The organism is Sporosarcina sp. SAFN-015, from assembly GCF_059415085.1.
The window spans coordinates 113,819-129,133 of the sequence record NZ_JBPFDR010000005.1 but is presented as its reverse complement, the minus strand read 5'-3'; the positions used below and the strand labels follow the sequence as shown (position 1 = coordinate 129,133).

Here is a 15,315-nt window from a genome sequence, read left to right as displayed (position 1 = left end):
TTACACAATCAACTTCTTCAGATGTGCTACTTAATAATTTTTAAGATTTGTTTAAACTCTTTCGCATCCGCTGATTCTAGCAATTCATAAATAGCCATTTCTACACTTGTTCCAAAAATGCCAAGTGCCTCCATTTTTTCTAGTCCAAGTTGTTTATTTGCCAACGTGCGGGAAGATACGGCATCCTCAACGATTTGTACATCATAATTCGATTCTTTGAGATCGGCAGCTGTTTGGTAAACACAAATATGCGTTTCGATGCCCGCAATAAGGATTTGCGATTTTTGCGTTGTTAGCAGTGCATTCCTAAATGCCTCAGTTTTATAAGCGCTAAATGTCATTTTAGGAATTGGTGTAAGTCCTTCCAATTGTTCCGCCACTTCTTCTACAGTAGACCCTAAACCATCTGGATACTGTTCGAGCCAAATAATTGGCACATTCAAAATCCGCAAACAGCTGATCAGCTTCCTCAAATTATCGATTAACTCCTCGCTGTCATGCACAATTCTAGCCAATTTGCCTTGAACATCTACAAGTACAAATACCGTTTGATCTTTTGTGAACATGTGAAAATCCAGCCCCCTTTGTAAACTAGATTAATTATTTGATTATTCTATATCCAATCATATCATGTATCGCCAATAGGAACGGTGCAATTAATTATAAAAATTGATTGGAGTATTAAATTTGGGGATGCCCGAAATTCAATTTGCCGAGGTGATTGACGTATGGTATCCTAAATGTGTAATCGGTTACACATTAATGGATTTCCGAATGAAGGATGAAATAGGTGATTGGGTGAAAAAGAAAATAGTCGTCGTTGGCAGCATTAACATGGATATCGTCATTTCAGCGGAACGGCTTCCGAAGATGGGAGAAACAATTTTGGGCGAGCGGGTTACGTATTTGCCTGGAGGAAAAGGTGCCAATCAGGCAGTCGCCGCGGCACGACTTGGCGGTGAAGTCCGAATGGTTGGAGCAGTTGGAAATGATGAGTTTGGTCGTAGTCTTCTCTCGCAGCTGAAGGAAAATGATGTTGATACGGAGTTTGTAGAAACAATTGACGAAGTGCAGACAGGGATTGCGAATATCTATTCCGTCGACCACGACAATTGTATCACTGTCGTGCCTGGCGCAAATTTTGCCATAACTCCCGATAAGATCGATAAGCGGATTGAGCAAGTGATTGCTAGTGCAGATGTGCTTGTGACACAGTTGGAAATTCCGCTTGCCACCGTTGCTAAAGTCTTGCAAGTGGCGAAATATAATGGCGTAACGACAATTTTGAATCCAGCACCCGCACAGATTCTTCCTGTTGAACTGCTAGGATTGGTCGATTTCTTGACGCCGAATGAAACAGAGTTTGAAATGATGACTGGACATTCCTTTACATCTCGCGATCAATTGAGGGCACTAATGGATGAATGGCAAACTGTTCATGATCAAACCCTTCTCGTCACACTTGGAGCGGAAGGGTGCGCCTATTTAGATAACGGTATATTGAAAGTTGTTCCACCGCCCAAAGTAGAGCTGGTCGATACAACTGGAGCAGGTGATTCGTTTAATGGAGCGCTAGCGGTTGGCGTGACAAAAGGATGGTCGATTACTGACATGGTTACATTTTCAGTAAATGCATCGGCCAAGGCTGTGACGAAATTTGGAGCCCAGGAAGGGATGCCTTTCCTGGATGAATTGTAGGATAGGAGGTCAGTAGGATGGAGCATATTTCATTATCTTATATCGAAGAAAACTTAGAGTCCTATTTAAAGGAGACTTATACATTTTTACATCAGCATCCAGAACTTAGTAAAGAGGAGTACGAAACGCAAGCATTTATTGTGAAAGAATTGGAACGGCTCGGAATTTCTTATAGGAAGATGGCAAAGACAGGGGTTTGTGCTGAATTGACTGGAGCGGAGCTTGGAAAGACTATTCTGATCCGCTGCGATATCGACGCACTTCCAATCGATGAACAGACAGGACTTGACTATGCATCCACCCGGTCTTGTGTCATGCATGCGTGTGGCCATGATGCACATGTAACGGTCGGGCTCGGTCTTCTAACTATATTGAAAGAGCGGGAAGCCGACTGGAAAGGGACTGTGAAGGTGATGTTCCAGCCATCTGAGGAAGTACATCCTGGCGGAGCGAAATTAATGATCGATGAGGGAATTTTGGAAAACCCGAAAGTGGATGCGGCAATCTGCCTTCACACTAATCCATTTCTGACACCGGGAAAGTTTGAAATGAAGAAGGGGTATATGCTTGCAAATACAGATAGAATATTTGTTTCACTGATCGGGAAAGGTGGCCATGCGGCAGCGCCACAGCAAGGGATCGACGCTATAGCGATGGCGGGCCAATTCATTTCAGGAACGCAGAATATTGTGTCCCGTCAAACCTCGCCGCTCGATCCTGCGGTCATTACATATGGAACAGTGAACGGTGGTTTCACTTCAAATGTTATGTGTGATCGCGTGGACATTTCTGGAACTGTCCGCACGATCAAGAAGGAAACGCAGGACCGTATTGAACAGCAGATCGAGGCGCTGTTGCAGTCGGTGACTTCTTTTTGGGGTGGGACGTATGAATATGAATATAACCGGGGGTATCCGGCATGTTGGAATGATCCAGAGATGACAGAGGTCGTTTCCAATGCAATCCGAACAGCTTTTGGCGATGATAAAGTGGTGGAAGTAGAGCATCCATATATGAGCGGAGACGATTTTTCGATTGTCGCGAGCCACGTGCCGTCCGTCTTCATGTATTGGGGTACTGGGTCGACGGAGAAAGAGAATTTCCCATGGCATAACGCCAAATATCACGTTAATCTTGATGCACTTAAATATGGTATGGCGACTGCAGTAGAATGTATTGCAGCCTTACTCGAAACAAACAAGGTAGGAGGAGAGGAAGCATGAAAAAAGTAATTATCGATGTGGATACAGGAATAGACGATGCTATCGGTCTTTGTTTGGCAGTCCAAAGTGGACAAGCTGATATTGTTGGCATTACGACAGTGAACGGCAATACTTCACTAGAGCAAGCGACCGTTAATACGACAAAAGTGATGAAGTTGCTTGGCAGGGAAGATGTAGCTATCGTTAAAGGCGCTAACCGTCCATTGTTGAGAGATCCTCATTTTGAAGTGAGCGTCCATGGGAATGACGGAATTGGCGGCGCGTTGAAAGAGATGGAAATAGTAGTGAATGAAGACGGGTTCGCTCCTGACTTCATTATTGAACAGGCGGCAAAGTACAAGGGCGAGCTGACAATCATTTTGTTGGCACCAATGACAAATATGGCGCTTGCAATTCGTAAAGAACCACGATTGAAAGATTGGGTGAAGGAGCTAGTCATCATGGGAGGAGCTGTGAGTTCACCTGGCAATATAACTCCTACCGCGGAATATAACATTTTTATCGATCCTGAGGCAGCAAAGATTGTTCTTCATGCCGGTATTCCAATTACACTTGTCGGTCTGGACGTAACGCGGCAAACACTCTTGACGGAAGCGGATATTGAGCGGATGAATGCAGGTGCCGTCCGTGACTTCGTGCAAGAATCAACTACCCATTACATGAACCGTCATTTTCAATTGACTGGGAATCGTGCATGCGCGATGCATGATCCGCTTGCTGTAGGGGTGGCTCTCGACAAATCGCTCGTACGTACAGAACTGCACTACGTAGATGTGGAAACGAAAAGCGACTTATGTGACGGACAGACGGTTTGTGATTTCAAAGGCTGGCTGAAGAAAGAGCCAAATGTCAATGTGTGCGTGGAAGTGGATCGGGACCGGTTCATTGAGACATTAGTGGATACATTAGGTAGATAAGCTTTGGATTGGAGTCTGACGAAATGTGTCAGACTCTTCTCCGTTTAGAAAGAAGGAAATTGAATGAACTCTTTATCGAAGCCGGCATTATCGCTAGCCGGGGTGCAATGGCTGTTTTTCATGTTTGCCAATACGGTTGTCGTTCCGTTGTCTGTAGGTGCCGCATTTGAGTTGCCTGACATGGAAATAGCGGGCATTATCCGGACATCCTTCATCGTTACAGGGGCAGCAAGTATATTGCAGGCGGTATTGGGTCATAAGTATCCTCTTATGGAAGGCCATGGAGGAGTGTGGTGGGGATTGGTGCTCAGTCTATGTGCATCAGCGCCTGCTGTCGGACTCAGTTATGCAGAGGTCGGTGGCAGTCTTGCGCTCGGTATCATCCTCGCGGGAATAATGACGATTCTTCTCGGTGCATTCGGATTTGCGGGTACCTTGAAGAAGCTCTTCAACCCTATCGTCTTGACGGTATATCTGTTTTTATTGTCTTGCCAGCTGATCATGGTGTTCTTTAAAGGGATGCTTGGAATTGATGAGGAAGGGAAGATTAATGCACCTATCGCCATGCTATCGATCGGAATTGTAGTTCTTGTATTAGTACTTGCAACGAAAGGATTCGGAAAACTTGGGAATTATTCTATTTTGATTGGGATGATGGTTGGTTGGATTGCACATAGCCTTTTAATTACAACAAGTGTACAAGTGAGCGGTGGTTCGTCTACGCTCCTCCCGTTTTTACCTTGGGGAGCATTCCGGATGGACATCGGTATTGTCCTGACCGCTTTTCTCGCCGGACTGATTAATATGGCCAATTCATTGGTAGCTATTACAACAATTGAAAAGTTGTTAAAGACGAAGACTTCAGCTCGCCAATATCGCAGTTCTTTTATTCTGACAGGTTTTCATACGATCATTGCAGGGTTGTTCGGCCTCATCCCCTACGGGCCATATACATCATCGATCGGTTTTTTGGAGAGCACGAGAATTTACGAGCGACTGCCCTTCATTATAGGTGGAAGTCTTTTTATTGTGATGGGACTCGTACCGATGCTCGGTTCGTTTTTCTCAATGATGCCGACGAGTATTGGGGATGCCGTATTATTTGTCGCTTATTTACAGCTGTTTGGCAATGCGGTGAAAAATATTCGGCAGTTGCCGCTAGAGGAGATTCCCTTATACCGGCTGACCATACCTGCTCTTGTAGGATTAAGTGTCATGACTCTTACACCTGTGGCATTCAGCGTATTTCCTGTTCTTGTGCAGCCAATTATCAGCAATGGGCTGCTTGTCGGTGTTTTGCTATCATTGATAATGGAAATATCTTCGAAGAAGAAAGTGGAAGTTTGAAAAAAAGGTGAGTTCCATATTAGGAACTCATCTTTTTGTTGATTGTTTTTCCATCAATTTTACTGGGAAGCGTCTGCTCATTACATCGATAGATTTTTTATTAATTAACGCGACGACATACTCCATTGCCGTCTTACCGATCTCATAAATGGGCTGTGCAATAGTCGATAGCTCCGGCACCATCATTTCCATATGAATCCCGTCAAAACCGATGACTTTCACATCTTCTGGCACTTTGATGCCTCGTTCTATCAATGCTTTAACAGCGCCTGCAGCCATCAAATCATTGCTGGCGAAAATGCCGTCAAGATCGGGATGGGCGTTAAGGAGCTCATTCATAGAATCGTAACCGCCCCTCACTGTGAAATCACTGTAAGTAATGAGACTTGGCATGAATTGTCCTGTCTGCTTATAAGCCTCCTCATATCCTAAAGTGCGTTCTCGAGAGGAGATGATATGCATTGGACCGCAAATATGTCCGATCTTCCGGCAACCTTGCTCGACAAGATACTGTGTCGCTAATATGCCGCCGCCTCGATTATCAGCAAGAAGAGAAATGATATCCTGCCCTGGAAAAGCATTATCCATCAGAACGACGGGAATAGAGTGCTTTTGCAGATTAGCCACCTGATCTGGCTTAATTGTATAAGAAGAGATGATAATGCCATCGATCTGTTTCTGGATAAGTGTCTCGATGTATTTTGCTTCCTTATCAGGATCATTATCCGTATTGCAAAGCATGACTGTGTAACCGATTTCATGTGCCGCATCTTCTACCGCACGGGCAATTTCAGGGAAAAATGGATTTAAGATATCTGGAACCATTAGGGCGACAGTCGCTGTCTTTTTCCCTGCTAAACTCCTAGCAATATTATTTGGTCTGTAATTCAATTTTTCAATTACCTCTGTAATCGCTTGCGCCGCTTCTTTACTAACATATCCATTCTTGTTCAGAAAACGGGAGACGGTTGCCACGGAGACACCGGCCAGTTTGCTCACGTCTTTGATTGTAGCCATAAAGCACCTCAATTGTGATATCGTTTACATCAACATAACAACAATCCATAACTTGGTCAATGGTATGTTTTTAAATTCACATTGACAGTCGATAAAATGATATGGTAAATTACGTGTAACCGATTACACATAAAGTGTAAATGAGTTTAGTTTGGAACGGGGGAAAGGATTATGAATATATTAGTAGGCCTGTTAGGCTGTCTTGTAATCTTGGCAATTGCATTTCTATTATCCGAAAATAAAAAGAAGATTAACTATCGAATCGTTGGTATTGGGGTTCTTTTGCAAATTCTGTTTGGTTATATCGTGCTCAAATCCTCAGTCGGCCGAATAGTGCTTGAAAAAATATCGGAAGGGGTCAGGAATATTATCCATTACGGAAATGAAGGATTGATGTTCGTTTTCGGTGGATTGGCGGATGCCTCCCAACCTACCGGTTTCATTTTCGGTATCCGTGTCGCTGCAATGGCTATATTTGTAACAGCACTCATTTCTGTATTGTATCATTTCGGGATTATGCAACTTTTTGTCCGTGTTATCGGAGGAGGACTTTCAAAGCTCCTTGGGACAAGTAAGGCTGAATCGCTGACGGCTGCTTCAAATATTTTCTTAGGCGTTCAAGAAGCACCGGTCATCATCAAGCCCTATATTAAAACATTAACACGATCAGAAATTTTTGCGGTCATGGTTGGCGGATTGGCTTCCGTTGCCGGCGGTACGCTCCTTGCATATGCAGCACTTGGTATTCCAATCAATTATTTGCTCGCTGCTAGTTTCATGGCCGCGCCAGCTGGACTCGTTTTCGCAAAAATTTTGATCCCCCAAACTGAAACGCCATTGAATATAGTGGATCCGGAGAAATCTAATGCGACTGAAGCTGATGAAGTAAAACCGAGTGTAATTGACGCGATTACTAGAGGTGCCATGGAAGGTTTAAAGATGGCGGGTCTTATTATCGCCATGCTAATCGCCTTCATTTCGATAATGGCTCTGTTTAATGGTTTACTTGGAGGCATCGGTGGATGGTTCGGATATCCAAAGCTGTCGCTCCAACAGATTTTTGGTTATATTTTCTCCCCACTCGCTTTCGTGATGGGAGTCCCTTGGTCGGAAGCATTAACTGCAGGTAACTTGCTTGGCCAAAAGGTTGTATTAAACGAAATGGTAGCTTTCACGTCGTTCCAGCCTTTGATCGATTCATTGTCTGACAAGACGGTAGCCATTATGACATTTGCATTGTGCGGCTTTGCCAATGTGGGATCTCTTGGAATCTTGATAGCCAGTATGACCGCATTTGCGGAAAATCAACGCGGTGTTGTCGCTAAGCTTGGTATGAAAGCGGTTCTGGCTGGGACGCTCGCCAACTTGATGAGTGGTACCATCGCCGGAATGTTTATGTAAAAAAATAACCGTCCTGACATGATTTGTCGGGACGGTTTTGTATTTACCTAACTCTTTGTTTCCTCATCCATTGCGTTGCGACCCACTTTTCACCAGTGATAACAGGTGCACCGCCGTGTAAAGTTAAATCATTTAGATCTTGATCGTTATAGAAGTATTCGAAGTAGACTGCAGTCCCTTTTTTAGGCGATACTGAAAAGTTCAGTTTAGGGAAATAGGTTTCTCCGCCTTCTTCAACATCATTTAAATACATAACGAGTGTACTAATTCTATTGTTTGTTACTTTGCTTGTTGATGAAAAGAAATCATAATGAGCCTTATACTGTTGACCAGGAGTATACCGTAGGATTTGAAGGCCTTCTCCATGTTCAATAGGTATGTTCATAATCGTTGAGATTCTCTTTTCGATTCTCTCCACAATTTCGTTTTCACTTTCTTCGATAAACATACTGCTACTTGTTCTCAACTCATTTTCTTCGCGTGTTGTTCCAATCTTTGAGCGTTTCATTCTATCTGAAGACAATTTGATCAGTTCATCGCATTCTTCGTCACTTAAAATATTTCCTAAAACGACTACTAATGGCTCCTCTAATCTAGCGACAATGTCAATTTCTCTATCTGTCATAATTTTGCTTCCAACATGATTAAATATTGTTTGCTCTTTATTATCCGTTATCATCTTCGAACACCTCTTAAACTGTTTAGTTTTTAAAACAAATACGTTTTTGGGCAATAGGTAACTTGTAATAACGGCCTTCTTGTACGGTTTCCACTTCCTTTTGGAATTAAATTCAATTTATTTTATCACGTAGTTTTATATCACGTAAAATTTTAACTGAGGGATTTTTTCGGAATTATTTTCCAAGCGCGCTATGTAATAAATTTAAAATGATAAACCATATTAATCCGTAAAAAAGAAGCCAATCATAAGTCCTTGATTGGCTCCCTGTGTGTACATTATGGCAACTGTGCGTTCAATTTATACCTTTCTTTTCGAATACAAAAATAGACCTAACAACAATACTGTCTGTCCAAGAAAAGCAATGGCATCCCAAAAAGCGGATGGAGTCGAAGAATGAAATAGATTAGAAAGAACTCGTGAGTAAGCATAATAGGCTTGTGGCAGGAAGTAAAAGACAAGTAGACTAAGTGATAACAAAATCCCGCCGATATAAAATACGCTGTACATACGTACAACTCTTTGCTCTCCATCGAACGTCTCGGCATCCCTAGAGTACCTTCTTAAAAATGGCAGCCATTTACTTAAATATTGCCTCCCACTTTCCATCAAGTTATAACATCCAGTTATGTTTTCAACGAAGTAATATACGTCAGTTTTCATGTAGAAACAGCATTGATAGATTGTTTTTATGAAAATATCAAAAACGACTATACTAAGTATCCCTATTAAAATTGCATTCCCTTCCGGAAAGAGAAGCTGTATTGTTAATGCGATTAAAACACAAACTTGTTCAAATGACATACCGGCAAAATAGAGGATATTTCTTTGCCTTGGCGCCAGTCTCCATGCTGATGTTAAGTCTGTTTCAAAAACAACAAAGATAAGTCTGTTCCCAATCCCTAATGCAGCGGGTAAATTATAGGATCTTATAGCCAAAATATGTCCAAACTCATGGATGAAGATTAATACGAGGGAAATCAGCATGTAAGTAATGATATTGAACATCATCGAATCGAATATAAATATATCTTGATAATGTGGGAATAATCCAGGGTTCCACATGATAAGCGAAAGATTGATCAATACTAAAATGACATAAATCTTATTCATTATCCCATTAAAAAAGAAACGTCCGACAGAAGGGGGGAGCCATGTAAAACCACCAGAAGCTTGAATTTCTTTTTTTTGAATGATACTTTCCCCATCTATCTTTTCAACAAGACCTAATTCAATAAGCTGTTCGCCAAATTCGATCATGTCTACGTTTTCATTTGGATATTTCTTCTGCAGCTCTTTTTCGATTTCCCCTAATGTCTGGCCTTTATTTATTCTTTCAATCGCTTCTATACATATAACTGGCATTTCAAAAAAGTCACCAGAAACAGGTTCTTCCACGATATAATTCTTCTTATCTTTTTGTATGGTTAAAGGATATAAAGTGAATTGTGCTAGCAATGTTAATTTCAAACTTAGCTCCACCTCCCTTTAAAATGAAAATAGGATGCTATCAGATAGCATCCTATTGGTAGGATTCCTTAAACTTTGGGAATTAAGAAGCACCACCAACATGTCACTTTAACTTTCTTAAGCTTACGGATTTTCATGTTTGCATCCCTCCTTTGGTGTATGGTCTTTTAAATATTGTTTAGAGATTGTTATCCAATCTGGATACACTTGTTTAAAAACTTCCACCAATTCAGGATCAAACTGGGATCCTTTTCCGTCAATGATTCGTGTATATGCTTCTTCAAAAGGAAGCGCTGGTCGATAAGATCTAGTAGAAGTCATTGCATCAAAGGCATCTGCCACAGCTGTAATTCGAGCAACTAAAGGTGTTTCTTCTCCCACAAGCCCATCCGGATAACCCTTGCCATCCCATCTTTCATGATGATGATAAACGACGGCAAGATTATCGCCAATTCCTTCTACATCTTCAATTGCTTTAGCTCCTACAACAGGGTGGGTTTTAATAACTTCATATTCTTCTTCTGTAAGTTTACCATGTTTCGCCAAAATAGTGTCAGGAATATTTACTTTACCGATATCATGCAATAGACATGCATAATAAAAAGAATGTAATTCAGAATCATTTACTTTCCCTGTTGCTTTTGCAAGACTCATCGCATACTCCGCCACTCGCTCACTATGTCCACGTGTATAAGGGTCTTTGAGTTCTAATGTGGCGATGACTCCTTTCACCATACCAGCTAATTGCTCGTCATAAGAAGTTTTTAATACTGTAACGTATCTTAAGATTCGGTGTAGGAGAATATAAGATATACCTGCCAATATGATAAGAATAATAACTGGGAATAATATGACAGGGTCCTGTATGAATACTCCTACCAGTAAGTATTTTAAGATCAATCCTGATGTAACTAGATAAAAAAATCGTTTGTTAATGAAAATCGGCGAAAACATTATAATAACTAGCTCAACTAGGTTGCCACTTGAATAAGAATCTGCTTTGCCAAAGTAATAATAAATATCCGTGATGAGGTTCGTAACTAAAAAAGTAATGACGACAATATATTTGACCTTTCCGGGGTCTCCTTTTTTGAAGAAATAGATCGTAATAGGAATAAGACAGATAATAATAAAATGTTTAATGAAATTTAATAAATACCAAACTCCATCTGGTTTCACATTCGCCGTCCATGGAAATAACGGAAACAGATTATAATAAAAAATATCATATAAAAAAAAGACTATATAAAATAAGGACATAAATAAAACAGTAGCTCTTTTTTCTTCTTGTAATAAGGATGTAATCTTCATTTTTCTGCCCCAGTAAGTATGGCTCTAAGGTGATGTAGTTGTAACTCTCTCATAATCACTAGCTTCCTTCGTAATAGATTTTGCTTTATACATTCTTTTATCGGCAATTGTTAGCAAATATGAAGTGTTCTGCCCATCATAATGACGAGGAATGGAAAAATTAAAAGGGAGCCGATCATGTCAGTGCATGATTGGCTCCTTCTTCGTAGATTTTTAATCTAACTCGTTCTCCAAAACTTCCTTCACTAACCGACGTACTTCATCTGTCGTTTTCGTATTCATCAATTCGTTCCTCAATTCAGCAGCGCCTCTAAATCCGTGAATATAATACATACTCGTTTCATGCCTATTCCGTCTCGTATGTTGAAATGCCTCAATAGTAATTACTATACTAAAGAGATTTGAATAACGTGTGTAGACACAAAGAAGTCATCAATTCATGTGAATGCATGGATTATCCCTTCATCTGCATACCTTTTTGATAATTATTTTCTATACTAATTGCATGAGGAGAGGAGAACAAACTGTATTGAATAAAATTTCGAAAAAACTAGCTGCATACTTTATCATTTCTTTCCTTGTCCTTGAAACAGTTCTCATGATGTATTTGCACCAAAATATTGTTCATACAAGAGTGGATGAAGAATATTCTCGCCTATTGGCAACAGGCTCCAATCACCGAAACGTCTTAATCGATTATTATTCTGAAGAAACGATTACGCACATTGTGTTAATGGAAACCGAAGGAGACAGGGGAGTTATCATTACCGACAAGAACGGGGAAATCATTCGAAGTTCGGATGGAAAGCTGGAAGATCTCCTTCCGTCACGATTTTTATCACCTAACTCATTTGTTCAAGATGATCGGATTATAGAGCAAGAATGGGAAGATTCGCCATATATCATAAGCGCTCATCCCTACATGATTGACGAGAAGCATGCGGGGAATGTGTTGATGTTTCAAAGCACTGAACCATTGGAACAGCTGGTGCGCAAGCTGAATCTTCATTTTGGTTTAGCGGGTGGAGCAATTATTGTCATCCTGTTTATCATCTATTCGATTTTGTCCAAATTTCTTACTCGGCCTTTAATTCGAATGAAGGAGGCGACAGAGAAGTTAAGCGATGGGAAATTCGATGTTAGCCTTCCGGCTGGAGGTAATGATGAGCTTGGTGAATTATCGATTGCGATTCGGAGACTGGCGAATGATTTGGAGAGGATGAAAAAGGAGCGAAATGAGTTTCTTGCATCGATCTCACATGAATTAAGCACCCCTCTAACCTACTTAATTGGTTATTTGAAAGTGGCTATGAGACCTGATCTGACTGAAGAAGAGAGAAATCATTATTTAAAGATTATAGCGGAAGAATCAAATCGAATGAAAGATTTAATGAAAAATTTAATGGATTTAGCAAAAATGGATGAATTGACATTTTTAATTTCAAAGTCGGATTTTTCTGCGCGAAAATTCGCTGATGATATTTATCGCCTTGTCCAACCTTCTTTTGCTTTAAAGAATGTACATCTGGACTTGAAATGCAACGAGGATTTTCAAATTCATGCAGATCCGGTGAGATTGGAACAGGTTGTACTGAATCTATTGGATAATGCGTTAAAGTATTCAAATGAAAAAACTACTGTTACGTTTAGGATTTCCAAAGAACAAAATCGAACGGTCATTACAGTTGCGGATGAAGGAATTGGAATCCCGGCAGAGCAAATCGATATGATTTTCGAGAAGCTTTTCAGAGTGGAGAAATCCCGCTCGAGATCGTTTGGAGGATCGGGGCTTGGACTTGCTATTGCGAAGGAATTGGTGGAAGCACATGGCGGTTTGATTGAAGTGAAAAGTGAGTTGGGCAAAGGGAGCGAATTTACAATTAGGATGTAAAACGGTAAGGAGTTGAACAAATGCATACGATTTTGCTAATAGATGACGAACAGAGAATGCTTGATTTACTGGGGTTATTTTTGGCACCCCATGGATTCGAATGTATAAAAGCGCATACCGGAAAGAAAGGACTTGAAATCGTAAAGAACGAAAATGTCGATCTCGTATTATTGGATGTAATGATGCCTGAACTGGATGGTTGGGAAGTGTGCAAAAAGTTACGAGAACTGTCGACCATTCCGGTAATTATGCTCACTGCAAGGGCAGATAAAGTAGACATCGTGAAAGGCCTGGAATTTGGGGCGGACGATTATATCACAAAGCCTTTTGATGAAAGGGAGCTAGTGGCGAGAGTGAATGCATTACTCCGCCGCGCTTCAACCGAAGTTGCTGAAAGCAGCAATACAGTGTATGGAGATTTCATTTTGAATCGGGATTCTTATTCATTACATTACAAAAACATGGAAGTGCAATTGACGTTAAAAGAATTTTATATTATTGAGGCGTTGATCACTCAGCCGAAAAGGACATTTACACGTGAACAGCTTTTACGTACAGCGTGGGACTATAACACATTCACGGATATTCGAACGGTGGACTCGCATATACGGAATTTAAGGGAAAAACTAAAAGTTGCAGGCTTCCCAATTAATGACTTCCTAATAACGGTGTGGGGAATTGGATATAAGTGGAACTGATTCTTGAATCTTGGATTGAGTGAGATAAGTTGCTGAATAAACGATAGGAGGAGAGATCCTCAATGTATACGTTTTTATCGAAAATTAGCCAGGTCATCACGGAGCCGATTACAGGCATCCTTCATTCGTACGCAGATTTCCCGCTCATGTTTGCATTACTGTTAGGGGTGGTTGGCGCTGTTGCACCATGTCAATTGACAGGGAATATAAGCGCTATCACGCTATACGGCAATCGTACTGTTCAATTCAAGACTGATTGGCTCGAAATTTTTGCTTTTATTGCAGGAAAGGTTGTCGTTTTCAGCTCTTTTGGTCTTTTGGCATGGGGGTTCGGTCAAGCATTTGAATCCAAGATGACGGAATATTTTCCGCTTTTCCGTAAAGCGATAGGCCCTCTTATTGTTTTTACTGGACTTGTTCTATTGGGCGTATTGAAACTGAGAATCTTTCAACGTATGACGATACATATTCCGGTACGGATTCGAGAATGGAAGGCAGGTTCCTTTTTGTTAGGTGTGAGTTTTTCACTTGCATTTTGTCCGACAATGTTTGTTCTGTTTTTCGTGTGGCTCATGCCAATTATTTCCTCCACCTCTTATGGACTCATACTCCCCGCTGTCTTTGGGATTGCCACATCGTTTCCCCTTATCCTTCTATTCTTGATGATATGGCTATTTGAAACAGATCGCCGAATCATGAAAAAAAGTGTGAAAATCGGCCGGGCCATTCAACGTTTGGCGGGATTGCTACTAGTGGTGATCGGGTTTTTTGATACGTTGACGTATTGGGGGATGTAACGATTGGTCTCGTAAAATGCGTTTATCTGTAAGGAGTGTTTCTATTTGTTCACTGATTTGAATTTATTTCTAGCATTTGGTGCAGGTCTTCTTAACTTCATATCACCTTGTACGCTACCCCTGTATCCGGCTTTCATTTCCTATATTACAGGCATGTCCTTGGATGAATTGAAATCGGATAAAGTGAAAATAAGGAAAAGCGGTGTGATACATACGATTTTGTTCTTAATTGGCTTTTCCATCATTTTTATCTTTCTTGGATTTAGCTCTTCTTTCGTAGGTACTTTCTTTATTCAATACCAGAATTTGCTTCGGCAAATCGGTGCTATTTTCATCATTCTTTTTGGTTTGATGATCATTGGTCTGTTTACACCGGAATTCCTAATGAAGGAAAAGAAAATGCAGTTTAAAAACCGACCGGCTGGCTATTTTGGCACATTTCTTATCGGACTAGCGTTTGCAGCGGGGTGGACGCCATGTACCGGTCCTATTACAGGAGCTGTATTCATGCTTGCTTCCCAAAATCCGGGTGCAGGCGTCTGGTATATGCTTGCCTATGTTCTTGGATTCGCCATTCCGTTTTTCCTACTCTCCATTTTCATTACTCGTATTAAATGGATTCAAAATTATAGCCGAACAATTACGAAAACCGGTGGCGTTATTATGATTGCACTTGGAATTCTACTGTTCTTTGATGGATTGACGTTAATTATTGCATGGCTCAGTCCATTTTTCGGCGGATTCATGGGGTTCTAATACGAAAGTAATATCTAAAAGGAGTACGTGGTTATGGGCTTGCAAAAATATTATTTCCAGCAGCCAAATATATGTTATGTGTTACCTTACGATAGGTAGCCCCTGAAAGC

General features: G+C 40.9%; 14 protein-coding genes and 1 pseudogene. 9 read left to right on the top strand and 6 right to left on the bottom strand.

Translation table 11 applies throughout. The annotated features are described in order from the left end of the window. Positions 1-26: 26 nt before the first annotated feature. On the bottom strand, positions 27-566 hold the full coding sequence (locus ACR65H_RS10780) for a hydrolase (protein ID WP_440500245.1): 540 nt from the start codon (positions 564-566) through the stop codon (positions 27-29). Between the two features lie 127 nt (positions 567-693). On the opposite strand from ACR65H_RS10780, the gene rbsK reads away from it, so the two are divergent. From rbsK to ACR65H_RS10760, 4 genes are all read left to right on the top strand, one after another. Further along, the gene (rbsK, locus tag ACR65H_RS10775; protein ID WP_440500387.1) at positions 694-1,698 is read left to right on the top strand and encodes a ribokinase; all 1,005 of its coding nucleotides are present in this window, start codon (positions 694-696) and stop codon (positions 1,696-1,698) included. A gap of 17 nt (positions 1,699-1,715) precedes the next feature. Continuing rightward, on the top strand, positions 1,716-2,921 hold the full coding sequence (locus tag ACR65H_RS10770) for a M20 metallopeptidase family protein (RefSeq protein WP_440500244.1): 1,206 nt from the start codon (positions 1,716-1,718) through the stop codon (positions 2,919-2,921). After that, on the top strand, positions 2,918-3,838 hold the full coding sequence (locus tag ACR65H_RS10765) for a nucleoside hydrolase (RefSeq protein ID WP_440500243.1): 921 nt from the start codon (positions 2,918-2,920) through the stop codon (positions 3,836-3,838). The genes ACR65H_RS10770 and ACR65H_RS10765 overlap by 4 nt, the downstream gene beginning before the upstream one ends. Positions 3,839-3,901: 63 nt before the next feature. Further along, positions 3,902-5,185, top strand: coding sequence for a uracil/xanthine transporter (locus ACR65H_RS10760; protein ID WP_440500242.1), 1,284 nt, complete (start codon positions 3,902-3,904; stop codon positions 5,183-5,185). 27 nt (positions 5,186-5,212) lie between these two features. Here ACR65H_RS10760 and ACR65H_RS10755 read toward each other — a convergent pair whose 3' ends face one another. Beyond that, on the bottom strand, positions 5,213-6,202 hold the full coding sequence (locus tag ACR65H_RS10755; RefSeq protein ID WP_440500241.1) for a LacI family DNA-binding transcriptional regulator: 990 nt from the start codon (positions 6,200-6,202) through the stop codon (positions 5,213-5,215). Positions 6,203-6,373: 171 nt separating this feature from the next. On the opposite strand from ACR65H_RS10755, the gene ACR65H_RS10750 reads away from it, so the two are divergent. Then, complete coding sequence (locus ACR65H_RS10750; protein ID WP_440500240.1) at positions 6,374-7,603, top strand: NupC/NupG family nucleoside CNT transporter; 1,230 nt, start codon at positions 6,374-6,376, stop codon at positions 7,601-7,603. Positions 7,604-7,646: 43 nt separating this feature from the next. Here ACR65H_RS10750 and ACR65H_RS10745 read toward each other — a convergent pair whose 3' ends face one another. From ACR65H_RS10745 to ACR65H_RS10730, 4 genes and pseudogenes are all read right to left on the bottom strand, one after another. After that, positions 7,647-8,282, bottom strand: coding sequence for a 2OG-Fe(II) oxygenase (locus tag ACR65H_RS10745; RefSeq protein ID WP_440500239.1), 636 nt, complete (start codon positions 8,280-8,282; stop codon positions 7,647-7,649). Between the two features lie 300 nt (positions 8,283-8,582). Further along, a complete protein-coding gene (locus ACR65H_RS10740; protein WP_440500238.1) occupies positions 8,583-9,752 on the bottom strand; it encodes a PqqD family protein in 1,170 nt (389 codons plus the stop codon). 123 nt (positions 9,753-9,875) lie between these two features. Further along, entirely contained in the window at positions 9,876-11,063 is a 1,188-nt protein-coding gene (locus ACR65H_RS10735; RefSeq protein WP_440500237.1) for an HD-GYP domain-containing protein, read from the bottom strand. A gap of 213 nt (positions 11,064-11,276) precedes the next feature. After that, positions 11,277-11,390 (bottom strand): annotated as a pseudogene (locus ACR65H_RS10730) (tRNA-dihydrouridine synthase); the annotation flags it as partial. A 202-nt stretch (positions 11,391-11,592) separates the two neighbouring features. Here ACR65H_RS10730 and ACR65H_RS10725 point away from each other — a divergent pair. From ACR65H_RS10725 to ACR65H_RS10710, 4 genes are all read left to right on the top strand, one after another. Beyond that, the gene (locus ACR65H_RS10725) at positions 11,593-12,954 is read left to right on the top strand and encodes a sensor histidine kinase (RefSeq protein WP_440500236.1); all 1,362 of its coding nucleotides are present in this window, start codon (positions 11,593-11,595) and stop codon (positions 12,952-12,954) included. Positions 12,955-12,974: 20 nt separating this feature from the next. After that, positions 12,975-13,652 carry a response regulator transcription factor gene (locus ACR65H_RS10720; protein ID WP_440500235.1) on the top strand — a complete coding sequence of 226 codons (678 nt, stop codon included), beginning with the start codon at positions 12,975-12,977 and terminating at the stop codon, positions 13,650-13,652. Between the two features lie 62 nt (positions 13,653-13,714). Continuing rightward, on the top strand, positions 13,715-14,449 hold the full coding sequence (locus tag ACR65H_RS10715) for an urease accessory protein UreH domain-containing protein (protein WP_440500234.1): 735 nt from the start codon (positions 13,715-13,717) through the stop codon (positions 14,447-14,449). Positions 14,450-14,494: 45 nt separating this feature from the next. Further along, the gene (locus ACR65H_RS10710; protein ID WP_440500233.1) at positions 14,495-15,205 is read left to right on the top strand and encodes a cytochrome c biogenesis CcdA family protein; all 711 of its coding nucleotides are present in this window, start codon (positions 14,495-14,497) and stop codon (positions 15,203-15,205) included. The last annotated feature ends 110 nt before the right edge of the window (positions 15,206-15,315 follow it).